Raw genomic sequence first — 24,140 nt, 5'->3', positions numbered from 1 at the left:
ATTCGCAGCGCGTCATCAACCTCGAGACTGCCCGCAAACTCGGGATCGCGGCCGGCGCAATGGCCGGTACGCTACAGGGCGCCTATGGGTCGCTCTACTCTCCCGGAAACCTGCTCTCTTCCAGACAATTTCCGCTCACCCGAGCCGCTGCCGCTGTCGTCGCCGGCGCATCAGGTGGCATCGCTGGAGCTGCGGCTGGCGATCGCCTAGTTGTAAACCTGTTCCCTCCCGGAGAAGGCATACCCTGGCTCTGTCTGGGCTGTGGCCACGCCTTTCGTGACCTGGCCTGACCCAACTCGCACTTCCTCTTACTCCATCAGCCGGCACTCAGCCGGCTTTTTTTCGTCCAGGAGATTTCTCATGGCACATCAAATCGAGCACATGGCTTACGTCGGCGACACTCCCTGGCATGGGCTGGGCCAGCAACTGTCTCGTCACCAGCCGCTGGAGGTCTGGCGACAGCAAGCCGGCATGGACTGGCACATCGATGAATCCCCGGTGCGCTTCATCGCCGATGGCGCGGGCCACCTAGGGAGCATCCATTCCTTTCCGGAACAAAAGGTGCTCTACCGCTCCGATACCAAGGACCCACTCTCGGTGGTCTCCCAGCGCTACAAGGTGGTTCAGCCAGAAGAGGTATTGGAGTTCTACCGCGATCTGACGGAGTACGCTGGCTATGAGCTCGAGACCGCTGGAGTGCTCAAGGGCGGGCGCAAGTTCTGGGCGTTGGCCAAGAGTGGCCTGGGAGGAGCTCTGAAGGGGCAGGACCAGGTCAACGACTACCTGTTGCTGGCCACGTCCTGCGATGGGTCCCTGGCCACCGTCGCCACCCCGACCTCGGTACGGGTGGTCTGCAACAACACCCTGACCATCGCCGTGGACGGCATGTCGCAAGGGGTGAAAGTGCCGCACAGCACCGAGTTCCGTCCGCAGCTGGTCAAGCAGCAGCTGGGTATCTCGGTCTCACAGTGGGACGACTTCATGTATCGCCTGAAGACGCTGGCCGAGCGCAAGGTCAGCCTGGAGGAAGCGAGAGCCTACTTCCAAGCGGTGATCTGCAACGCTGAGGCGCCGCTGGAAGATCCGTCCAAGTTGCCCAACGTCCGTGCCCTCAATCGCGTCCAGAAGCTCTATCAAGGCGAAGGACGTGGCTCCCAGCTGTGCACGGCGCAAGGCACCGCCTGGGGGCTGCTCAACGCGGTCACCGAATACGTGGACCACGAGAAGCGCGCCCGCGGCAACGACTACCGCATGGACTCCGCCTGGTTCGGCCAGGGGGCTGGCCTCAAGGACAAGGCGCTGGAGTCAGCCATTGCGCTGGTGGGCTGATCATCACCCAGCAACACAACCACGCTGTCTTTCCATCACCACGGCATAGCGCCCGGCCCCTTCAAAGGCCGGGCGTTACTGTTTCAGGAGATGCCAATGCAATCGCCCATGACGTTCGAGATATGCCGGGCCCTGACCCAGCTGACCCGTCAGCTGCTGGAGGCCGGTGAACACGCAACCGAGACCCATGTGCTAGCCAAGGGCCGCGTCTATCGCGTGGCCCTATCCCTGGAGCCGGTTCCAATCGACCAGCTCCCTGGCGTCATCCAACGCTATCGCTAACGGAGGCCACTATGGCAACGCCCATTCACCCCAAGACCGTCAACCAAGCACAAATTACGCAAGCCACTCCAGACAGCACTGCGATCATCCAGGTGATCGAGCGCGCCGCCCTCAACCCTGAGGTCGATATCGACAAGATGGAGCGTCTGCTGCAGATGCAGGAGCGCGTACTGGATCGCCAGGCGCTGATGGCCTATAGCGCTGCCATGGCGGCCATGCAGACGGAGTTGCCGAGCATCATCGAGCGCGGCCAGGGCAACAACGGCCACTACGCCACCCTCGAGGACATCGTCGATACCGTGCGCCCGATCATGAAGACGCACGGCTTCGCGGTGAGCTTTCGTATCCAGACGCAGGAGCGAGGCATTCAGGTCACCGGCGTGCTGATGCACCAGGAAGGCCATCGGGAGGAAACCAGTATGCTGCTGCCGGCCGATGTCAGCGGCAACAAAAATGCCGTCCAGGCCTTCGGATCCTCGACCAGCTATGGAAAGCGCTACGTACTTTGCGCCTTGCTCAACATCACCACCCGGGGCCAGGACGACAACGGGCAGACCGCAGTCCCCATCAAGCCGGTCACGTCCTTCCAGGCGGGGCAGATCAAGAAACTGATCGCCGCCTGCCCTCCTGCGACCCAAGAGTGGTTCGTCGGCAAGTACGGCGACGCCGAACAGGTGCCGCGCGACGACTTCGACAAACTGCGCGCGTCCCTCCAGAAGCGAGCGCAGCCCAACCGTCAACGCCACTGACCAGCCAGCGAGGGGCAGCCCCTCGCGGCTTATGCCGTCTTATCGAGAAGGAGATCGTCATGCAGATCCTGACACTGGACCAGGGCACGCCCGAGTGGCATGCCGCCCGGCTGGGCATCGTCACCATGTCCGAATTGAAGACGCTGCTGGTTAAGGGCAAGGGACCGGGAGGCTTCGGTGCTGGTGCGCTGAGCTACATGCACCAGCTGATTGGTGAGCGCATCACTGGCGAACCGTCTGATGCCTTCCCGGGTAATGCCCACACGCAGCGTGGCCACGAACTGGAGCCCGTGGCCCGTGAGCTCTACCAGGAGGCCACCGGTCTGCCCCGCCTGGAGCAGGTCGGCATCATCCTCAACAACGGCGTCGGCTACTCGCCCGACTGTCTGGTGGATAACGGCGGCCTAGTGGAGATCAAGACCAAGCTGCCCAAGTACCAGATCGAGCTGTTGCTAGCCGACGAGCTGCCCCAGGAACACATCGCCCAGTGCCAGGGCGGCCTGTGGGTCAGCGAGCGGGAATGGATCGACTTCGTCAGTTATTGGCCGGGGATGCCGCTGTTCGTGAAGCGGGCCTATCGCGACGAGGCGATGATCAGCACCATCGCCGAGCGGGTCGAGGCTTTCTACGCGGAACTGGAGCGCCGCATGGCGCTGGTGATGGCGGCGTGAGGAGAGAGTATGAACCACCGCAAGCTGAGAGCCGGCGAGACCGCCGGCACCTACCGCATCACCGACACAGTGACCGAAGCGGAGCTCTTGATTATCGCCAAGTCCTTTGCCCGTCGCCGTCTGTCCAGAGGGCGCAAGATCACCCAGCCAGCGCTGGCGTTCGAGTACCTGCAGATACTGCTGCAGGAAGTCGAGCACGAGGTGTTCTGTGCTGTCTTCCTTGACAGTCAGCACCGCGTGATCAGCTTCGAGGAGTTGTTCCGCGGCACCATCGACTCGGCCAGCGTGTATCCCCGCGAGGTGGTCAAGCAGGCGCTGGCCTGCAACGCCGCAGCAGTGATCCTGGTGCACAACCATCCTCCTGGAGATCCGGCGCCTAGCGATGCTGACCGGCGTATCACTCAGCGGCTGAAGGAGGCGCTCGGACTGGTGGAGATCCGGATCATCGATCACATCGTGGTCGGGAGCGAGGGATGCCGATCCTTTGCGGAGCTGGGATACCTGTGAAAGCGATACACGACATAACGCCAGTGCTGCCCACTCAGGGCGGCACTGGGGCCTCGAATTACTATTTTTTGTCCATCGGCTTTGACAACTTGGCAATTCCCGATCTCAGCTTTGGCTTGGCAGTGACATGACTGGCAAAAGGCGAGCTTTCTGTGGGACAGGGAGAGGAGCTTCCTTCTCAGCCTCGAAGGCTGGGAGATACTACTCATACAGGCGGGGCTGATCGACAGAAATCTGAGCGAGCCTTGAGCGGGCCAGTTGGTTCTTCAACTACTTGATACCGCATCAACGACTTCTGCTGACGTATGAGTTCAAGTCATTGGTGGAGAGCCTAGGAATCCAGCGTGCCTGTTTGCCATGCTAACTTGAAAGCACGGAACCAGCTCTCATAGTCGAGTGATGGCAGTGCCCAGGGGCACTTCCATCTGCCGCCCCACGCCGCCACAAGCGGCCTTGCTACGACCCGAGGTGCCCAATGCCCGATACCTACGGAACATCAAACATTCTCCACCAGTACAGCGCCTTCCACGAATTGGAAGATGAGTACGACCGCGACGTGGCCTGCCGCCTCACAAGTCGAAGTTTTCAGCGGCATGGCGTTCCTGCAGAGCCGGACGATGTGGATGTATGGGATCGACTCAACACGGCTGCCGCCCAGGGCATGCTCGACATATCTGTCGAGAGACGTCATGGCGAAAGCATGGCCGATGCTGTCGTCCACACCGCCCTATACCGCATGAGTGAGGACGACGACAGCGGCGAAGACGGAGTGCTAGCCGAGGATGACTACGGCAACAACGACAACTACGACGAGCAGGAGGAATGGGACTCACTTAGCGACATCTTTGGCTACGAAGACGATGAGGACAATGAGGAAGCCGCCCTAGATACCATACTGAAAAACAACGAACGGGTCGATTGACCTGCGCCCGATGCGCCGGCCAGGACCGACTGGCCGGTCAGCCGCGGATAACCACACGCATTCCGATGTCCAGCGACTTACCCAGTGTCCGAACTCCTCTACTGTTCATTCTTGGATGAACTGAATCTACTCCGGCCTCCGCCCGGCACCATGCAGCCAAAGATATCGACTTCTACCTTCGGCTATTTACCCTCGGTGTGAAGGCCACGCAATTCATGTACCTAACTACCCAGCGCTGAATAGTACCGCGGCGCTCGCCGGGATACGCAGCCCGCCACGGCTAAACCATTGATTCTCTGGATCCAACTATAATCAATTGATACTTTATATGACACTTAGGCTTAACTCACAAAACTTGGCAAAGATACGAACTGACTATTTACCCCCTGAGAATATACAACTAAGTTTGGACTCTTTGAAACCAAATACCCGAGCGGCTGGTCTAGCATGAAAGGGAATATAACAGCCTGGGAAGACAGCACCGATACTGGGAATGCCTTATTTACATAGCGCAATACCGCTTCTACCAGCCAAGTAACAGATTCCTCGCTACTTATTCTGATTGGTGCCATCCTGATCAGACGTTTACCTTTTTCCACGCGCTCAATGGCCCCCCAATTAGCTTGTGATTGGAGTACCATATTCGTCATGCGAAGAGTCCCCTCTCGTTCACCGTAGATTTCACTCATGCGCCGGTGAACTTCCGCAGAGGCACAGTCCCCCTGTAGAGATGACAGTCGGCCTATCAGTTCGGCCACCTTGCCAAAAAACGGATAGGTGGCAATCGCCATGCCCCAGGTTAGTGCTGCAATGGGCACACTCGGATCAGATTTGTATATATCCACGCCTCGCTGGGCGAAATCAGCCAGCTCCGGGCGGGGCTGTAGCCAAAGCCGGTTCAAGACAGTTCTAGTTTTTTTCCGAGCTTCCACGCCCAGTCCTGCCGCATCAAGCAACTCGTTTAGGTCATCAACGGTTCCGGATTCAGCGCGGGCACGCAGGGCTGCAGCGGCCCAGTCAAGAGCAATGTAACGATCAAAACCAATCTTGGGTGAAGAAATTTTCTGTCGAGTCAATTTACGTAACTCACTCTCACAAATGGGACGACAAGCTCTTCCAGTGACATACCCCCATGAACAACAACCTGATTCCCTTTCGGTACAAAGGCTCCTCTTCCCCGAGCAAATAGCGGCATGAAATCAGCGGGCAAGCCAGGTACATCAACGCGGAGAGTCTCCGGATAAGCAGCTGCTGTCTCGGCAATCGTGGTCTCGCTGCGATAGGTGCGTACACGCTCTCCACGAAGATCAGATGTAACGCCCTGATTGATACGGCCAATACCAGAGGCTTCCGCGTTACCATGGTCTGCAGTCAAGTATACTTGGTACCCGTGATCCAACAAGAAAATTAACAACTTTGTAATAAATCCAGTCTCACACCAGTTAGCGATCTGAGTTGCTACGCCCTGCTTACCCAGCACAGCACCGTGTATAATCTCATCAACGGTGTCCACAACCAGTCCTGCCACCCTGATAGCCGGGTTGGACAAAGCATCTTCCAGTTCCGGCAGGTCGTCGTTACGCTTGATGGATTTACGGAACATAACCCCATTGGGGCGCACACCTTGGTCTTGCCAGAACCGAGACCAATAAGCGGGTTCGCGTGAAGTCGATTCGATACTATCCGGGAATTCTCTTGGTCGAAGCCCTGAAAACAGAGCCTGACGGGATACCGAAGTCAGCGTCGGCAACCATGCAAAGCAAGCAAACTCATTGAAAATCAGCTTGTCACATGCCTTAACAAGACTTTCCCGAATATGAACCCACTGGTCAAAAGCCAAACCGTCAAAGACAACCAGAGCTACCTTTTCATTGCTGGGCGAATGATTCATGGCCAAATAACGGGGTATGTGATGAAGCATCACTGGCCCCTTGACGATAGGCAAGGAGGACAAGTCAGCATAGTGTCTGAAAACCCAATGCTCTAGTTTCTCATCTATTTGCCGAACAAAATTCTGCATCTCCGCCCTGATACATTCCGCCCGGGGCACATCCAATCCATGAAACCTCGACAGGATCTCGCCGAACCGTTTGGCAAAATGCATCCAGTCTCGATAACCAGAGTCAGTGTCGGGTATTTCTTTGGAAAGGCTTTCGATACCATCCAACACCAGCTTCGCTTTTGCTCTAGGATCTCGGATAATGCCAGCTTTTATCCATTCTGGCAGATCAGACGGAACATCCTGCACTTCCAGTGGGTGCAATGTGCCATCCAAGAACATGGAATCAACGATAACCCTAATATCATGATGATCAAACGGTATCGATAACTCTGGAACGTAGGTCTTGGGAGCCCCTTCGCCGGTGCGACCACCACTAAGGCCCAGCCTATGCAGGTATCGGTACCAGGCATCCTGAACCGTTCTCAGAGCCAAATCTTTATGTACCAGCAAGTCAGCAACAGGGATGTTATCGAAGGGCTTGTTCTCCGTAATAACCTGAGCTACGTACTCTGCCAGAACTCTGGGTACGGCCATGTCCCGAAAGTGTAATCGCAGCATCTCCCGCCAGAGATCCTCTTCCCGCGTGATCAGGTGAGGGCTGAAGCGGAAAATGTGTGTCAGAACAAAATCCTTGGTGGCCGCCTCTCCCAGATCCTGAGTGACATGCTTGGCTTGTGACTCAAATAGGGCTGGCAGCAGCTCGCCACCAACCTGCCTGACAACGGAATAACTCAGCTTGGAAAATAACTCATGAAGTCCCAAATGGACTTGCCGTGATGAGCGCAGATAGTCCCATGGCAGCTCACTAAGGTCAGTGCCTCGTAGGTGGAGGATAACTGCTCTTGCCGGGCCTGGCTCACCCTGTTCCCAGGGAATACGATAACGTTCCTCATATTCAGCACGAAAGGCCACACTGTCCTTGAATGGCAGTACCTCAAATCCACGATCCCTCAGCTCGACAAGCACCTGCTCGTCTAGCAATACATCATCAGGGTCTGCTGCTATCCACAGCCGAGCCAGGTCGGATGGAAACTCCTCTAGAATTCGTTTGGCCCAAAGGCTCATCAAGCTGACCTCCCAGATTGACCGATCCGTAACACCAGAACTGCATGCATATCCGGAAGGCAGGTTTCGGCATCCCGCAAATTTGCCATTCGAACCTCGTGCTCTGCTTGAAGTCGCTTTCGCCGATGTTCCCTGACCGCAGACAGACCAATACGGCCAATCGCCTGCTGACGTGATTCAAAGGAGTAAGTCGCGCGATCACACTCCTCTGATAGCCAAGAGCGATGTTCATCCAACAGCTCGTTGAACAACTGTTCCCCTTGAGCATGGGCGGCTTTAGAGGATGATTCATACCACTCGATGGCGTGCTCTAGCCCGGTGGCTTGTTGTATTTTAACATGCTCAGTGAGCAGTAAATCCCAGATACGCTTTGCCGTCGGTACAAATGACCGGCCATTATCCATCACAAACACCGGCAAAAACCGCTTTCGATTGAATTGACTGGAGGAGCTGCCTGCGCTCAGGCTGATCTCCCAGAGCGACCAGACACCCTGGACGGTGTCTGGTAATCCACTTACCGCCACCACCGGCACTGGCTGACCGACTACGAAGCGTGGCAGATCCATGATCACAGCACGGGCTCTGGGGTCTTCCAGTGTGATCCACTCCAGCTCAGGGTTCTGTTCAGCAGTACGCGCATCAAAGCACACGCGGTGAGATTCACTGCCATCCATCCAGATCACCTGCCAGGCATCATCATGTTTGACGGCAGTGCCGCCACGACCAGCCAACCCGGTGGTGATGGCCCGCTCTAGCCAGAACTGTGCCGGGTGATCGCGCCACTTGCGAGCATCGTCGGCTTCGAGCGTATGGTCTTCCGTCAAAAGGTCATTGTCTTTCCGGTACGCGGTCACCTTATCCCGGACCTGATCGATCACTTCCTCGCATTCCTGATCAATGGAGGACGGATCTTGCAAGCCATGCACGAAGAGCTCATCGAACAAGGGCTCAACCTCTACGGAATCCATCACATCCGCCGCCTTATCGACACCGAACTCTTCCGCAATCACGGCCAGCTTCTCTTCGAGCACCTCCCGTACGCGATATTCCACCGTGTCTGCCAGTACAAAATTGACGGCACGAACCACGTGAGGCTGGCCGATGCGGTCCACACGCCCAATCCGCTGCTCCAGCCGCATTGGGTTCCAGGGCATATCGAAATTGACGATGACGTGGCAGAACTGCAGGTTAAGCCCCTCGCCACCGGCATCCGTGGAAACCAGTATGCGCACATCCTGAGAAAACGCTTTCTGGGCTCTGGTTCGCGCCTCCAGGTCCATCCCGCCATTTAGCAGAGCTACGGAGAACCCACGGCTTTCCAGAAATTCGGCCAGCATGGCCTGGGTTGGCACGAATTCCGTAAACACCAACACCTTCAGCTCAGGGTCATTCTCTTCCTGCTGCTGCTTGTATATCAGCTCCAGCAAAGCCTCGGCTTTGGCATCGCTGCCTTGTTGCTCAGTTTCCCGGGCCAGTGCCAGCAGCGTATCGACTTCTGATTTCTCCTGTGCCCAGCTACTGGACTGCAGGGCCGCATCCAGCTGGGACTGGCTGTCCAGCTCGGCCCATTCATCGGCATCAGCGAGATCAAATAACCCCGCCTGCAGCTCAGGTGTATCAAGCAGGGCCTGGCGTTTCTCCAGCGTTGCGCGAATGGCAGCAGTACTGGATGTCACCAAGCGCTGCATCAGGATCATCAGAAAGCCGATATGACGCTGCTTGGCGGCCATCGCCTGGTTGTAGCCATGGCGCACATAATCAGTAACGGCCTCGTACAGCTGCTGCTGGGCCGCATGTTTTGCTTGCCAGGCAACAGCATGCAGCCGAGTAGAGCGGGGCTTGAACAGTGGCTGCCCTTCCGCATCAATGGAAGAACGCTTCTCAGTACGAATCACGAAAGGCTGTACTCGGTCCTGATTGATACTGGACTCATCGGGGAAGGTGTCGCGATCCAGCAACTGCATCAGCCGCAAGAACTGATCGCTCTTGCCCTGGTGGGGTGTAGCTGACAGCAACAGCAAATAAGGAGCAGCCTCGGCCAGGGCGGCACCCAGCTTGTAGCGGGCCACTTGCTCGGTGCTGCCCCCCATGCGGTGGGATTCGTCGATAATCACCAGATCCCAGCCAGCGGACACGAGGTCTTCAAATCGCTCACGGTTGTAGTTGGCAAGCTGCTCCAGGCTCCAGCCCCGGCGACTCTCGACCGGTTTGACCGAATCCAGTGAGCAGATCACCTGGTCGTGCATGCGCCAGATATTGTCCTCACCCTGGGTAGTGTCATCACGCCAGGCTCGGAAAGCGGCCAGATCCGATGCCTCGATGAACCGAAGCTGTTCGCCAAAGTGCAGCCGCATCTCAGCTTGCCACTGGCGCACCAGGCCCTTGGGGGCTACCACCAGAACTCGCTTCACCATTCCCCGGAGCTTCAGCTCCCTGAGTATTAGGCCCGCTTCGATGGTTTTACCTAAGCCCACCTCATCGGCCAGCAGGTAGCGTATGCGGTCCCTGCCCATGGCACGATTCAGGGCATAGAGCTGGTGAGGCAACGGCACCACGCTGGACTGAACCGGAGCCAGAAGTAGGTTGTCTTCCAGGGCATCAAGCAGCTTGGCGGCGGCCACCGAGTGCAGGATCTGTTCAACCGTTGGCTGAATATCAAGAAGCTCTGCCAGGTCCGGCTCGCGGGCGCGGACAACCGCATCCTTGGCCGCTAGCCAGATGCGGTAGGTAGTTGCTCCCCACACCTCCTGGCGTTCGATAATCCGGCAAGGCGTAGCCTGCTGAGAGTACCAACACCAGTCCCCAACCTTGAACACCTTGCTCATGATTGCTCTTTTCCTTGCAAGGCACGCCCCCTGGTGGTCAGCCGGTAGCGCTGTTTGCTGCTGCGAGGTTTGTCCGGAACGGTCATTTCAATGACGTCGGAAGCCAATGCCGGGCTGAGATAGGCGTCCCGGAAGTGGTCCTCGTGCTTCAGACCCAACGCTGCTTGAATCTCGGCCCGTTTCATCTCTCCGGTCATGACCGACAGTAGCTTCTGCACTTCCTCGGACACTTTCTCAGACACTTCCCCGGTGACTTCCCCGGTGACTTCCCCGGTGACTTCCCCGGTGGAAGGTTCCGCTCGCTCCAGAAAACGATGTTTGAAGGGGGCTTTCAGCTCGAACAGCGTGTCCCCTACCGGCCCAAGCAGCTGCTGACGAACCAGAAACTCGGCAATCTGCTTGGCCTGACGCGTGGTGTTGATGCCCAGCCCACGAATGTCTGTGAGGCTGATACGGCCCTCTTTCGATGGCTCCAGGGCCAGAGCCAACGCATCCGCCTGCTCTGGCGACAAGCTGACTCCAATGTCTCGACGGAACCGCTCCATGGCATCGTTGATCAACGCCTTGTTGATCAGCACCAGCTCAAACTCTTTGCGCCCCTTATCGTTATTGAGCAGCGGCGGCACCCGGCCCAGTTCATGCCAGTTGTGGAAAATTGCCCGGATACCGGTACCGGCCTGATCAGACAGGCCTATTCGCCGGAAGGCTTTGACAATGGACGGGTTGCGTACTTCTTTCTCCGTTGGCTCTAGCAGCTCTGCCTCAGTAGCGAAGGCGTCACCCGGGTTCCAGAAAATGGTTCGGTCGGTGAACATCCTGATTGATGCCTTTCGCCCATGATCACCGTAATCCTGGTGGATCAAAAGGTTGATAGCCGCTTCACGAAAGGCAACGTAATCCGGCGGGTCATCATTCCGCCTCAAGGTAGCGGGGTCGATGGAAAAAGGATGCTCGGCAACCCGCATGTAACGGGCGACCAGGCCCTGCCAGGTTTTGAAAATGTTCTCTTCGAAAACATAGCGGTCATGCCAGCGATGCTCGGCGGACCACTCGTCGAAAGGCATATCAATCCTTTGATAGTCCAGGACCGGTCGGGGAAGAAGCTGACGTACATAACGCCCTTCACCGAATAGCAGCACCCCGGCCCGGGTGGGCAGCATGGAATTGCCTTGTTCGATAATGAAGTTCCAGTTCAGCAGGAACTCAATCGGGTCAGAAATCTCCGCATGTTCTTGATTGCGCATAGAAAATTGCGCCTGGTACCAGCGCACCGTGTCCAGGTCAAAGCAACGCTCCACCGGAATGTCGGGCAGAGCTGCTCCATCGTATCTCTCTTGAGCGGCATCTCGCAGGAACCTCTCCAATTCGCTCTGGGTGCAACGCTCATCTCCGGCGCCACGGCGGATATAGCTCTGTCGAGGATCTCCTTTCAGATACACCGGCTTATCGTATCGAGTCGCCTCCGGCACATGGAAGGCAAACACATGTTTGCCTTCAACTTCGTATCGGTGCGGCTCCACTGCGATCACCAGATTCAGTTTTTTACCACCGCGCAGTACAGCGAGAAAGTCGTTCTGAACCTTGTCAGGCGACTCAATACCGGTGATTTCAAGTTGCCCATCACACTCACTGACGCCAAACACTAGCCAGCCCCCAGAAGAGTTGGCGAAAGCGGAAACGGTAGTGTAGGCGTCTTCCGGCACGCCATTACGTGCACGCTTGCACTCGAAGTCGTTCCACTCGATGCCGTTCAGCCTTGCGAGCAGTTCCTCCTGATTCATACCAGCCCCTTCATCCAGTCAGAAGTCACTTTCTGTCCGCGTCAGAGCCTGGTCATACCAGAGCAACAGCTTTTCGTCTTCCTGAAGCGACTCATCGGGGATCTTCTTGGCGATGGACACGATGGTCTGGTAATCCTTCTTGCTATAAGCATCCTTAAAACCAGCTCTAAGCACTTCCAGACGAAACTCTTTTAGCCGACGGCCCGTGAACTCAAGATAAGACTGAAATTCCTTGAGCAGCGCCCTCTCACGCTTCTTCTCCAAGTCGTGGGCCTTGTTGGGATCGGGAACATACCAGCGGTCTTTGGCCTTAGCGATTAGGCGTGGATCATCTTTTTCCAAGCCACGCAGGTCCTTATGGTTGCTAGATAGATAGCTATGAATCTGACTTGGAACCTCATAACTTCCATCATACATAAGAAAATTATCTTCTAGCAACGCAGACAATTCTGGCTTAGCCTCATGCTTTTTCCATCCTGCGCCAACTTGTGATGTAAAGTCAGGGTGTACCCCCTGATATGTCGATGGGCGTTTCTTCAAGTATTCAGATAGCCAGTCAATAGCACTTCTCTCATCTGAAACAAAGAGCTCCAATTGGGGCGCATCAGCTACTTGAGCTCTCTTTTGATCGTACTCAGCAACTTGATCTGGAAGAAAAACCATTCCGTCTCTTTCTGGATAACGAGTATGAAGTCCCGCGAGGAACTCCTCAGTCGAAATGGGAACAGGAAAGTCATGTCGAACAAACCATGCCACCATACGGTCATAAATTCGACGTGGGTCACGCTCCACCACAAACTCAAGGGAACCACCCCTTAGTTTGCAAATGGGCAGCTGAGCCAAATGAGTTCTTACAAAATCCCACGCTGATTCTGGAGCCGCTCCTCGCTCTGAAAGCCTCTTTTCAAGACCGCCATTAGGCTTGTAAGCAGAGATCACCAAATCCTGCTTTACAGCATTCGGTGATGTAACCTGCTTAAAGCTACCCTGTTTTTTGTCTAGAGTACTAACCTCGGCGACAACGAAGCCTGCCTCTTGCAAGGCAACTTGTATAGCATTCCAGACTTTAGCTTGACTGTTAGAAAAAACAACAGTCATCCATCGACCAGGTTTCAGAACTCTGTGAAACTCAGCGAAGCACTTATGCATCACCCTCTGGTAAACATGAATATCCTTATCCAGATATGCATCTATAACTGCTTCTCCTGCCACATCAGAGTACACAGCATGCCATGCTTCAACAATCTTATTTAGGTCAGCATAAAAAATATTGAACCCAAACGGCGGGTCTACAAAAACATAATCAACTGAATCATTAGGGCAGCTAATCCGCGCCGAAGACCCTGTATTTATAATCGCATCATTACGGCTAGAATGAAACCCCCTAAACGCCTTTTCTACACGCTTAAACTTACCTTCAAGAATATACCAAGGAGTACATTCTGCATGTTGAGACCCCACGTAAAAAACACCAGTCAGGTGTTGACCAAACTGCGAATACCCAGTTGGTCGATATCGATTAAAAACACTCATGCTAACAATTGCCTGCTCGATACTGTAGAGCAGATTCATTCTAAGCCTCGCCTCAGAAATATTCTCGGCATGAGCCCATAATCTAGCAATCGCATGCGCGGCTCTTGGCAAAAAAATGCTTCTAGTATTTCTTGTATTTGTAGTCCTCATCCTTCCTTCATTGAATGTCTTAGAAGAACGAAACTCCTCATGCGGGAAATTAGCCGGGCTCTCTAAATCTTCAATTTTTTTCAATATATCAAGATCATGATCATCTGGTTTTTTTTTGTAAGTTCTGCCCCCCACCTTATAAACTATTGAAACTGGAACCCTCTTAGGCCGCCATTGTAGCTGGCCGCTTTCTAAGAAATGCTCTTTAGCAAGCTCCATCTCCTCCTTTCTCGCTTCTGCTTTGCAGGTTCCACAGAGAATACGATCACGCTGGCCTTTATAAGAAACCTTTTCTGCACTTAAGAAAACGTTCTCAGCATTGCAGCTAGGACAAATAAAAACCTCGCTCCAAACTGTATAATCAATCCTACCGACAGCCTCACCATCTTCATGTGAAGTTTCATACATCCAGCCTATTTCTTCCCATAAATCACTAAGCAGCGCCTGCCCTTCTTTAAAATACTCCTCACTAGAAAATGGCAAATTATTATTTGCAGAAATAAAAGTAGCTGCGGGTGAAAGGTCGCTAAGAATAACTCTACGGCCACCCCATTTCGGCGCAGGTCGGCCTTGTCTATTCCATTCAAGTTCAATCTCATGCCGATAAGCCTTAGTAGCTGCTCCACACCACTGAGCGGCCACACCTGTCATACCTGAACCAGCGAACCCATCCAGAACAATATCGCCAGGTTCAGTATAGTGCAGAATTGATGGGACTATAGCTAGATGCGGGACTTTTGTATGATAGCTATGCGCTTTATACAAGCTATCAGTTTTTCCCTCCGAAACATCGATAGCTAGCGGTTTCCGACTGTACTTCACTGACGGATCATATGACTTTCCGGACTGCTCAACAAAGTCATTTAGCCACGGATTGGGGCACGCTGTGTAGTAGGGAGGGTCTGACATCTTAAGGATGGCATTGTCGCCACCATGTGGAAAACCTTCCTGCTTGCGAAATTCAGGCTCTTTCAGTTTTTCAGCCAGCAGCTTCAGGAAATGCTCCCGGCGGGCTGCCTCGCTAGGAAATGTCTGCCCGAGACATTCTACTGGCCCTGTTTCTTGTGTTTGGTTATCAAAAAGCTGATTCATAGGTCTGCTTCCCTACAATATAACGTCGATACTGTTTGGTTTACCGGTTCACTCAATCACAAAACGCAACTTGCCGCTCTCTTTTCCCTTGCAACGCTCGTTAATATACGACTCAAAGCGCTTGCGCAGGTCCTCCGGAGTCGCCGGGGAGCCACCGGTGAGCAGTGCCTGCTTGATGTCCTCGCTGGTGACCGAAATCTTCTCCAGGCCGGATAGTGCCTCCTGCACGGCTGCTACGAACGCCGGTGTAACCGGGTCCGGCAAGGTTCGTGCGCTGAGGAAACTGTCAATCAGATCTCGCTGTGCAGGCTTCAGAAGCTCTAGATTGGCCTGAATAATGGGGTCATCGAGGTTATCCAGTAGTGTCTGTTGCCAGCTCTCCAGCAAGCGATCCAGTTCATCGTCCAGCGATTTGAGTACGTTGGCTGCTGGCATCAGGTCGCCCTGCTCGTTGGCGGGGCGGAAGCCACAATGCGGACAGACCGGGTTAGTCTTCAGCTCGGAATCCACCAGTGAGGCACAGCTCTTCAGCTGATCCAGGGTTTCCTCAAATGCGGCGAGCTGGCTGGTCGGCATCAGGGAGATGCCTGCCAAGGTACGCAAGGTGGCCATGCGTGGGTCTTTGCGCAGGGCGGTTTTGGTCTTGTCCTCCGATACACCCAGCCGGGCCTTGGTATGCAGCGCTACATAGGCGGTGATGTAACTCTGCTTGAGGGCTGTCATCTCTTTGCGATATTCGCTGACCTGACTAGCCGCTTTGTGCGCGGTCAGCTTATCCAGAATCGCTTTGCGCTTGGCCTCGGCCTCCTGCAGCCAGGGGTGACTCGCAGGCAGGACCATCTCGGCTTGGGAGAGGTAGGATGCAACCGGGCCCAGCTCGGCAACCAGATCCCGCAGCTTCTCTACGGATATCAGAACCTCCACATTCTGTTTCTGGGCATCGATATCGGCCTGGGTGATGCGCAGGTTCTTGAGCTTGCCGATGGTGTTGTAGGGTGACAGGCTCTCCAGGAAGTTCTTTAGGGCATCCAGTTTCTGCTGGCGATCACGCAGTTCTTCTTCCCGCAGCAGCGACTGCCCCCAGAAGCTAAGCCGGTTGTGCAGATCGGTACCGACGGTCAGTACCCGGGTGACCAGTTTGGAAACAGCATCCAGCAGCTCCTTCACCGGCTCTTCTTTGCCTTGGGTCGCCATCTGAGCCAGCCCGGAGGGCAAATCTAACAGCTCGAACAGTGAGCGCAGCACCACGACGTTGATTTCCTTAGGCGCCTCAACGTGCTTGAAGGATTTCAGTTCTTCCAAGCCACGCTCGGCAAGCAGGGAGACTTTTCCGGAGTCGACCTTGTCACCGGTAATGGCAAACACGATATCGCCGGAGTAGACCAGCCCGCCGAGGATGACGACCAGGAGATCCGGTTCCAGTCGGAAGCGTAGCGGGGCAAAATATTCGTCGTCTGACGCCCGGCTGAGTAGCTCGTTGTGGTTTAGTACCTGCCCATGGCCCTTGGCCTGCAGCCGGCTCAGCACTTCTTTGGCATACTTGGACTGGGCAGGCTCGATGCGGTCACCGTCCAGCATCTCCAAGGCGTCGAGAATTGCCGTGGCGTCTTTGGTGCGTGTGCCACCGGCCAGAGCCCGGAGTGTATTACCAATCAACTGCTTGCGGTTGGCTTCGGTCACCAGTACCGAGAAAGCAGGGTATTCCGGCGCCAGGTCGGCAAAGTGGGTATTCAGTACCAGCCCGGACGTCACATTCACGATGTCGCGGAAGTTGGCCCGTTCATCCGGCCCCAGGCGCAGCTTGTCGCGCATGGAAACGCCCTTGGCCCACTCCTGCAGGGTTTTCGTTTTACCCTGGTAGGTGACTTCGTAGGCCGTCATTTGCTTATCCTGCAGCCACTTGCTCATGGCTCGCAGGGCGTCCTTGGCTTTATCAAGATAAACAGCCTTGGCGGCACCACTAGCGGTTGATGCTAATTCCTGGGCAGCCGAGTAGAAGGCCAGATGATGGGTGATGTCCTCATCCAGCCCCTTCAGCCGGAAGAAGACTTCATCGGGCTTATTGTCTTTGGGATACCGGGGTGGCTCAAAAGGCTGGATGAAGTAAATGTAGAAATCTCGCTCAGGCTGTGCCGTCGGGCGGTCATTGGGAGCGCCGAGGAATAGGTAGCCATTCCGCTCAACCCGCTTGTCCTGCCATTCCACCTGGTGCTGCCAGATCTTGTAGCCGGTAACGTGAGCAGTGTCATCGGTACACTCCATCAGCTGCATCATGGTGCTGTAGTAGGCACGATCCAGCGCATCATCCGACAGGGCTTCAGCCCGTTTTTCGATTTGGGCGTCGTAATCGACGTCCTTCTTCAGGTCGAGATAGTACTGCTCTGTGTCCGGCGCTTTGGATATGAACTGGCCATTGACGGTTTTGACGATCTCACGGAGCGTGGTCTGTACGGCAGTAAGCAGGTCGTCAGCAGGCTCGCCGCCCAGGTCCTCGATACCCGGTTGGTACAGGCACAAGGTGTCGCGCAGCTCTTCCGCCGTGGGGCCGACGGGGACATAGATATCGCCACCGGTGGTCAAACGATTGACCGCCAGGCCTCTGATGACCCGAGTGGCCATAGGCTTATAGGCGGGGCGGGTGAAAGCCTTCTGAACCCGCTCTCCGAGGATTTCGGTCACTTTCAACACCGGGCCAATGTTAGGGTCAGAGCGAAGTACGGAGTTGGATGTGACCGTATCCCAGAATTGATCGAATCCAATCAGGCCGGGGCGGTCTTCGGGTACCTCGTCATCCAGTACGTCCTGGATCTGGTCACGCAGGGTGACGAGCGCACCACGCTTCTCGGTGAAAACAAGCTGTTCAAAAGTACTGATGTAATCCGGGTGTACCGGGAATAGCCGCACATATTCATCCATACGCTCGTTCATACTGCTGTAGAACTTGGCGAAGGATGTCAGGTAGGTACGGATCTTGTGCTGCTGGTCAGCAGATTTCTTCAGCAAGCGCTCGGCCACAACAAAGCTGACATCCTGCCGGGCCAGAAGCACCTGGTTGAAACGCTCGTTCACACGTCGAAGACTGTCTGACACATGCTGGAAGCGGCTGCTGTCAAAGATGGCTTCTTGCACACCTGCCACAAAGCGGAAACGCAGGTGCTTGGTGACCTCACCGATTTCACGCAGGAAGGAGAGATCCAGCACCAGGTCGTGGTCTTTCCGCGAGCGGAGAAATTCAAGGAATTCATCCACGACGAGCAAAACGCCTTGGCCAGGATGAACCTCATCGAAGGCCGCCATCATTTCCTCGAAGGCTGCCTTGTTGTTGACCACTTTATCGGCGGCTGGGAAGGCATAACTGACGCCCTGATTTTCCAGGAAGATTTCCAGCTCTTGTGTAACGATGTCGCGCAGGGACATCTGACTGGAGATCTCGACACGGTGAACCTTGAACTTTCCCGCGATGGCCTCGGCCGCCTCAGCCACCTTGGGGTGCTGAACCATCGGCAGGTAGGAGGCATCTTCAGCAATCAACGATAGTACCGACATCAAATGCGATTTACCGGTACCGTAGTTACCGACGACCAGCATGCCTTTGTGGTCTACAGATTCGTCAAAGGATAGTTGCGGGACCATCTGCTTGGCGATCCTGTCGGCCATCTGGTCAGAAATGACATAGGTGGAGACCAGCTTTTTGGCTTCGTCGGCACGGTTGGCGTCAAGTAGCTGAATGACCGATTCAATCGGCTCAAACTGTATGAGGTCCCTGTAACGCATGCACTTCCCCTTTAAGAAAACTTTTTCAATTCAAACGGAACCAGACTATCCAGGCTGTATTCCTGATATTCCGGGTGCCCCAGCTCGGCATAGACCAGTCGATCATTTCTTATCCCACCGGGCCAAACAGCTACTACTCTATGTGCTTTGGCGTGGTGCTTTAGTAAATCCAATGGGTCGAGCTTGAGTGACCGATCAAACAGCAGCTCAATGTTATCGAGCAGAAGTAAATCATTAGTCACATGGGCACTAGCCAGTTCACGCAACATTGCATTGGCCTGCAGTGTTCGCTGCCTGTGCGGGAAGGAGGCCAGCTTTCTACCCAATTCCGCGCCGACTTTCACCACAGTGGTGCTAGTGGTGGCTGCCAGTTTCGACAGCAGCAGGCTTTTTCCGCTCCCCGGAGGCCCGACCAGAAGGAGCAGCTTGCTGTGAAGCGCTGTAATTTCCTCTACGGATTGTTCTAGATACTTAAGCATGCAGCTCCCTCAGCATGGCGGCGCGTTACATCGGCTCAGCCTGATGATAACCAGGTGCAAGCCGGAGATTCTTGACCCCGTACAGCGCCTGAACGTTAGCCAGAGCCAGCTGATACTCGGCTCCCTGCTGGGAATGGTCCGGCGAGCAGTCGACATTCCAGCGACGCAGTAGGTAGCCGGCTAGAGCCGCGCGCAGCTCCAACCTCAGGCATCCTTCACTCATGGCATAGTCACGCTCAATCGCCTCGGGTTGGCCGATATCGGGATGCGGTATCAACTCAAGTTCGACGAAGCGGTTCCACTGGCGGTCATTCAGCAGTCCCTCATATTCCTGCGCAAGGCTCTGCTCGAGCACAGTGGCCGTCAGCAGGCGTGTGAGAACGAAGTCGCGGAATTCACTGGAGTGTCGGTCGAACGCCCGCACATGCCATCGCAGGCCGTTATCGATCAGGGTATGGGGCACGATTTCGCGCTCGGTCTCGCCGCTAGAGAGCGACACGTAGCGAATCGCTAGCGCACAGCCCTTGTACATCGCCTCACTGACCGCCGCCACGATGGCGAGATCCGGATGGTTGAGCTGATGGGGCATCTCGCAGCGCACCGACGTCGGGAGCGTGCCGAGGAAGCCATCGCCATGCCCCTGGCACAGAGTGCTCAGGGTACGGGCGGTATCGTAGTCGAACAGCGGAACAAAGGAGCGGGCTCGGACGTGCAGGCGCCTGGACTTATCGTAGACGACGTTGGCCGGGGCAAACTCGTGGTAGAGGGCGAAGTCCTTGGTGGCCTGGGTGGGTGCGATGGCAAAGCGGTCGATCAGATCACCGCGCCCTGCCTCACCCTTGAACATCAGGGTGAAGTCGATGTGGGCAAGGCGCTCACGCTGCGGCGTGGAGAGCGACGACAGTGCCTCATGCTGGCGAGCAAGCTTGTGCTGAGCTGCGTTGGGCACCCGCGGCCCTCCCTGGCGGCGCTGTGCCCTAACGAGCACAACCTAACAAATAGTGTTAGGTAGCATGGTAGCATGCAGTTTCTATATCTGCCGAACCACACCAACCTGAACGGCTCGACATCACGGAAGATACCGGTCTTGGTCATCTCGCGGCGCAGTTTGAAGGCCTCCATGGCGGCAACCGCGTCCACCTGGTCCAGCCTGTCGAAGTGGATCCTGCTCCACTGCTCGCGAGTGACCTTGACGCTGAACAGGTACTGGTCGCGTTCGCCGCCGGTGGCTGGGTCGGTGATCTGGCGATAGCCAGAGACCTTCGTCTCCTGCACGGCGGGCAGGCGGGCGAAAACCGCGCCCAGCATACGAAAGGCGATGCCGTGAACGTGGTCCCGATATAGCTCACGCTGCCGGGTATCGCTGAGCCGGCGGGGCGTGAGCCTGATCTGCTTGGCGGTCATAGTCCAGTAGCGGTCTGGCATTTCCTCCTCGCCGGGCAGGTCGATGTCGACGGCAATGGTGCTGATATCGCTGCCGAGGTCGAAGTCGATGACGGTTTCACGGGGCCAGTCAACCTCCTCCAACCGCTCACGCAGGGTCTGCTCCATGGCCTCGAGGTCATGCCAAACCTCCTCGCTCTCGCGCTGGTGGCGAGCAAATTCTGCCGCATCATGCTCGGACTTGCGCCACTCCCAATCGCGGTAGGCCTCATCGAACGCCGCCTGGCTTCGACGGTTTTCCTCCTCCACATGGCGCTTGGCCGGCGGCCACAGAAAGTGCCACCAGGCGGGATGCCGCAGCGCCGGAGGAGGTGGTGGGGCTTCGGGGAAGTCCTGGGTGGTGTAGCCATTCTTGTGCGGGTGCGGGGTTTCCTCGTGCAAACGACCCAATCGATCGAGATCCTCGTTCAGGCGTTGGCAGTGGGCCTCAAGCTGCTCGCGCAGAGACTCCCTGGCATGCCGCCGCAGCACGCGGGCCTCGTCATCACGCATCGGCGTGCCGTCGCCGTGGAAGTAGTGGGTGCCGCCCTTGGCATCGATCTCGAGCCGGAGGGGAAGTGACTCGCCCTGCGACAGCAGCGCATCCAGGGCAGCAGCGGGGCTTGAGCGCCCGGCGCCACCGCTAGATCCAGGCATACGGCGGTTCCGGGTGTTGAGCTTCTACCGATAGGCCAGGCCGGTGCCGGGAATTCCCGCATGGCCGTGCACGCCGCTCGGCCCCACGCTGAGGCTGGCACCGCGCGGGCCCACCGAGAGCCCGAGGTCCCGCTTGCTCAGGTTGAGTCGAATGCCCGGGGCGAGCGTGATGCGACGTTGAAAGCGAAAGGCCATGAATCCTCCCCGTATGATGGCCGGATCACGTTAACCACATAAGAGAGCGCCCCTACCGCGTGAGCAGGGGCTCCCGATCATCAATTACGACTGGTACCGAACGCCCGCAGCCCCAGCCCGTATTGCTTCGTCTCGGCCTTGCACAGGTACGATGCTCGATAGAACGCTTCCTGGAAGCTCTGCGGATCACCCCGGTCAATCCAGTACACCGGGTTCTGTGGAACATAAATCCAGGGCTCTTGGGGGTTCCACGCCACCCCCAGTGCGCTGTACCAGGCCCTCGATACGCGGTTGAAGAGGTTATCGTTGGGAGAGCATGCCCTGCCGGGTAGGTGGTAGGCATCGCGGTTAAGAATCAGGAAGAAGTGATAGTGCGGCTTGCCATTGGTGCCGATCTCACGGCACCAGACGTAGCGCACCGTGGTATCCGGGACCCAGCCGCCCTGGCGCTTCCGTGCCCGGTCGTGCTTGATGATGGCTTTCAGGGAAGCGATAAAGCATGTGATCAAGCGCTTGTGGTCCTCCGGCGTCATCCTGTCACTGATCGCAGTAGGAATGACCGGGTCAACCCGGAAGGCCAGCACTCGAGGGTAGTCGCTCGTAGCTTTCTGCAGCGTGATGTGTAGCGCGTCGAGATATTCAGTCACCATCGGTAAGGACTCCATTTGAATCTCCAAGTCGTTGTATGCGTTGTAGTAATGCAAGTTCAGGTTGGGGTTGGCGTGGTGTCTCTGTGACATGTGGTAGCTCCTGTAGGAACATGTGGAATAGCCCATGGCCGTCAAGCCATGAGCGCCTGTTTCAGGCACGATGAATTCTCCAGCTGTACGCTGGATCCACTGGTCTATGGGTAGGGTGTTCTCCTCTTCTTCCCTTGCTCTGGTAGGTACGGGGCTGGAGGCCCCTCCCCTTCTCCTTGAATAGCTTTATATAATAATTAAACAAGGGTCGGAGACACTGTTTCAGATACCAGCAATGCAGGTGGGCTGTGATGGACATGGGTGGTGCAAGGTGGAAACCTGCTCTTGAATTACATTATCAAACTATCGCTCCTTCATCTCACACAGACCCCATGTCACGTCTTTTGATAAGGTCCTGTATGCAGGCATCAATTTCATCCTCCACCCAGGCCGATATCCTAGTGCCGAACTTGATCGGCTCGGGGAGCCACCCCTTGCCGATGTACTTGTAGACCGTAGACCTTGCAAGGCCAGTGCGGTCCATGACGTCTTTGATGCGAATCAGCTTCTTGCTCATGTCGAACTCCTGTTTGTCCTTCATGAGATGAAGCTGGTGAGTATTTTTAATTTAACACCCCTAAAACTCCCACTACCTTATCCACTCATCCAAACCCCATCGATAATAGCAAACCTCCTTACCAGACATTTAAACTCTCCCAGTTCCGCCCCACTACCGTGCGACATTCGCGTCCCAGTCAAAGCGAGACAAAGATTTGTGGGGGGGGGGGAAGTCCTTACAACCTCTCAGCCAGCCAAAAGCGGCAGGTACGCTGAAACAGCACAGCCTCTGGACAGGTCCCTACCAAGGTGTGATCGTTATACAGCCCCTTGGGAAGGTTGATGATCTCTCAATTTTGCCTCACTGATCGCCGTGGGAAAGCCCAGATCTAGGGTATTTCCCTTGCCTAATTTACGTCGTAGCGTTACGTTGTTACGACACGTTGTGATGCATCGATGTTTCACTGCGTCGTGATGGGTCGTTGTCACTATGCTTATACCGGGAAACTTTTACTTAAAATTAAAACTAAGGGTAGAAAAAATGTCCGAACTTTATAAATGGTTAAAACCAAATAACATTGAGCAACATAGATGGGCCGCCGATTACCTCTTCAGGAAAAACGTTTCACATAACCCCGACCCTCCTGATCCGCACCATTACCTAATAACACTTGACAATAGCGCTAGCCACGACCCTGCCTATATCTTGGCCGTAAGATCCATGAAGGCTGCCTGGAGGCAGAAGAAACTGAGAAAAAAAAGAAATGGGAAAACCGAATTCAGCTTAACAATAGGCAATGAAAAAAAGAAAAAGCTTAACAACCTTGCAAAGAAAAAAGGTAAGACACTGGGCGAAACACTAGAAGAGCTGATAGACGACGAAGCCCAAAGAAATGACGAATTGAGAAATGAAATTAAAAGGCAGAAGGATCTATCTTCTCAAAGCCTCGAATTAGCAAGAGGGGCCCATAAAAGAAGGGTCTATGAAATTGAAATGTACACCAATATTCTCTTATGCCTCCTCGAAGAGAATTTGAACAAAATGATCCAATACGAAATGGATGCCTTCAAGGCTAACCACTCTTCAATCCACGAACACATCGGGACTAAAGAATTTAAAGACGAGAGATTTTTATCTGAAAGCGAAACAATAAACAAAGCCTTGAAAAAAGTCCAATCTTGGGCTCCAAAGACATTCCCATTGGATATAGTAACAAAACTAAATACAAAGCAATTAATTCACAAGGGGGAATAAAATGCCGCTGGAAATCGAAAAGACAAGACCAACACCCTCAGCATGCTTACAGCGTATTGTTTACCTATGAGAGGGCGCCAGGAGACTGGTCAGGAACCGAACGCAGCTATCGAACCTGACGCTCGGGTAACACGCTGAGTGTCGCCATGACGTTCAGGCTCGACTTTCTTGGCAGAGGCAGCGACGCAGGCCGCCGATAGGCACGGGTGTGG

19 protein-coding genes are annotated in these 24,140 nt (G+C 55.3%); 7 read left to right on the top strand and 12 right to left on the bottom strand.

The window, feature by feature from the left end; translation table 11 throughout:
• Window positions 1-360 precede the first annotated feature (360 nt).
• The 6 genes from ETC07_RS10305 (at window position 361) to ETC07_RS10280 (ending at window position 4,460) form a co-directional block, all read left to right on the top strand.
• Entirely contained in the window at window positions 361-1,329 is a 969-nt protein-coding gene (locus ETC07_RS10305) for a DUF932 domain-containing protein (RefSeq protein WP_136248433.1), read from the top strand.
• 96 nt (window positions 1,330-1,425) lie between these two features.
• Complete coding sequence (locus ETC07_RS10300) at window positions 1,426-1,611, top strand: hypothetical protein (protein ID WP_136248432.1); 186 nt, start codon at window positions 1,426-1,428, stop codon at window positions 1,609-1,611.
• An 11-nt stretch (window positions 1,612-1,622) separates the two neighbouring features.
• The gene (locus tag ETC07_RS10295) at window positions 1,623-2,360 is read left to right on the top strand and encodes an ERF family protein (protein WP_136248431.1); all 738 of its coding nucleotides are present in this window, start codon (window positions 1,623-1,625) and stop codon (window positions 2,358-2,360) included.
• A 59-nt stretch (window positions 2,361-2,419) separates the two neighbouring features.
• Window positions 2,420-3,031 carry a lambda exonuclease family protein gene (locus ETC07_RS10290; RefSeq protein ID WP_136248430.1) on the top strand — a complete coding sequence of 204 codons (612 nt, stop codon included), beginning with the start codon at window positions 2,420-2,422 and terminating at the stop codon, window positions 3,029-3,031.
• A gap of 9 nt (window positions 3,032-3,040) precedes the next feature.
• Window positions 3,041-3,538 (top strand): RadC family protein, encoded by a 498-nt coding sequence (radC, locus tag ETC07_RS10285; protein ID WP_136248429.1) that lies wholly within the window; start codon window positions 3,041-3,043, stop codon window positions 3,536-3,538.
• A 475-nt stretch (window positions 3,539-4,013) separates the two neighbouring features.
• Window positions 4,014-4,460 (top strand): hypothetical protein, encoded by a 447-nt coding sequence (locus tag ETC07_RS10280; protein ID WP_136248428.1) that lies wholly within the window; start codon window positions 4,014-4,016, stop codon window positions 4,458-4,460.
• 341 nt (window positions 4,461-4,801) lie between these two features.
• Here the strand turns inward: ETC07_RS10280 and ETC07_RS10275 are convergent, their stop codons facing one another.
• From ETC07_RS10275 to ETC07_RS10225, 12 genes are all read right to left on the bottom strand, one after another.
• Window positions 4,802-5,536 carry a hypothetical protein gene (locus ETC07_RS10275; protein WP_205742538.1) on the bottom strand — a complete coding sequence of 245 codons (735 nt, stop codon included), beginning with the start codon at window positions 5,534-5,536 and terminating at the stop codon, window positions 4,802-4,804.
• Window positions 5,533-7,527, bottom strand: a complete 1,995-nt coding sequence (gene pglZ / locus ETC07_RS10270; protein ID WP_136248427.1) for a BREX-3 system phosphatase PglZ — start codon at window positions 7,525-7,527, stop codon at window positions 5,533-5,535. The genes ETC07_RS10275 and pglZ overlap by 4 nt, the downstream gene beginning before the upstream one ends.
• Window positions 7,527-10,352, bottom strand: coding sequence for a DEAD/DEAH box helicase (locus tag ETC07_RS10265; protein ID WP_136248426.1), 2,826 nt, complete (start codon window positions 10,350-10,352; stop codon window positions 7,527-7,529). The genes pglZ and ETC07_RS10265 overlap by 1 nt, the downstream gene beginning before the upstream one ends.
• A complete protein-coding gene (locus tag ETC07_RS10260) occupies window positions 10,349-12,133 on the bottom strand; it encodes an RNA/DNA-binding domain-containing protein (RefSeq protein ID WP_136248425.1) in 1,785 nt (594 codons plus the stop codon). The genes ETC07_RS10265 and ETC07_RS10260 overlap by 4 nt, the downstream gene beginning before the upstream one ends.
• Before the next feature lie 18 nt (window positions 12,134-12,151).
• The gene (locus ETC07_RS10255) at window positions 12,152-14,908 is read right to left on the bottom strand and encodes a DNA methyltransferase (RefSeq protein WP_136248424.1); all 2,757 of its coding nucleotides are present in this window, start codon (window positions 14,906-14,908) and stop codon (window positions 12,152-12,154) included.
• 48 nt (window positions 14,909-14,956) lie between these two features.
• Entirely contained in the window at window positions 14,957-18,682 is a 3,726-nt protein-coding gene (locus ETC07_RS10250; protein ID WP_136248423.1) for a DUF6079 family protein, read from the bottom strand.
• An 11-nt stretch (window positions 18,683-18,693) separates the two neighbouring features.
• Entirely contained in the window at window positions 18,694-19,161 is a 468-nt protein-coding gene (gene brxF / locus ETC07_RS10245; protein WP_136248422.1) for a BREX-3 system P-loop-containing protein BrxF, read from the bottom strand.
• 25 nt (window positions 19,162-19,186) lie between these two features.
• Window positions 19,187-20,008: a WYL domain-containing protein gene (locus ETC07_RS10240; protein ID WP_136248421.1), complete on the bottom strand. Its 822-nt coding sequence runs from the start codon at window positions 20,006-20,008 to the stop codon at window positions 19,187-19,189.
• Window positions 20,008-21,240 carry a DUF4236 domain-containing protein gene (locus ETC07_RS10235; RefSeq protein WP_240724620.1) on the bottom strand — a complete coding sequence of 411 codons (1,233 nt, stop codon included), beginning with the start codon at window positions 21,238-21,240 and terminating at the stop codon, window positions 20,008-20,010. Before ETC07_RS10235 ends, ETC07_RS10240 begins: the two co-directional genes overlap by 1 nt.
• A 24-nt stretch (window positions 21,241-21,264) precedes the next feature.
• Window positions 21,265-21,435: a DUF4236 domain-containing protein gene (locus ETC07_RS15930; protein WP_240724619.1), complete on the bottom strand. Its 171-nt coding sequence runs from the start codon at window positions 21,433-21,435 to the stop codon at window positions 21,265-21,267.
• Between the two features lie 80 nt (window positions 21,436-21,515).
• Complete coding sequence (locus ETC07_RS10230) at window positions 21,516-22,175, bottom strand: inovirus Gp2 family protein (protein ID WP_168709213.1); 660 nt, start codon at window positions 22,173-22,175, stop codon at window positions 21,516-21,518.
• A gap of 319 nt (window positions 22,176-22,494) precedes the next feature.
• Window positions 22,495-22,692 carry a helix-turn-helix transcriptional regulator gene (locus tag ETC07_RS10225; RefSeq protein ID WP_136248419.1) on the bottom strand — a complete coding sequence of 66 codons (198 nt, stop codon included), beginning with the start codon at window positions 22,690-22,692 and terminating at the stop codon, window positions 22,495-22,497.
• A 522-nt stretch (window positions 22,693-23,214) separates the two neighbouring features.
• Between ETC07_RS10225 and ETC07_RS10220 the strand changes: the two genes are divergently transcribed.
• Complete coding sequence (locus tag ETC07_RS10220; protein WP_136248418.1) at window positions 23,215-23,928, top strand: hypothetical protein; 714 nt, start codon at window positions 23,215-23,217, stop codon at window positions 23,926-23,928.
• Window positions 23,929-24,140: the final 212 nt, after the last annotated feature.

The organism is Halomonas borealis, assembly GCF_004798905.1.
GTDB lineage: Bacteria > Pseudomonadota > Gammaproteobacteria > Pseudomonadales > Halomonadaceae > Halomonas > Halomonas borealis.
Note: the sequence above shows the minus strand (reverse complement) of the source record. Positions and strands in the feature narration are given on the sequence as shown.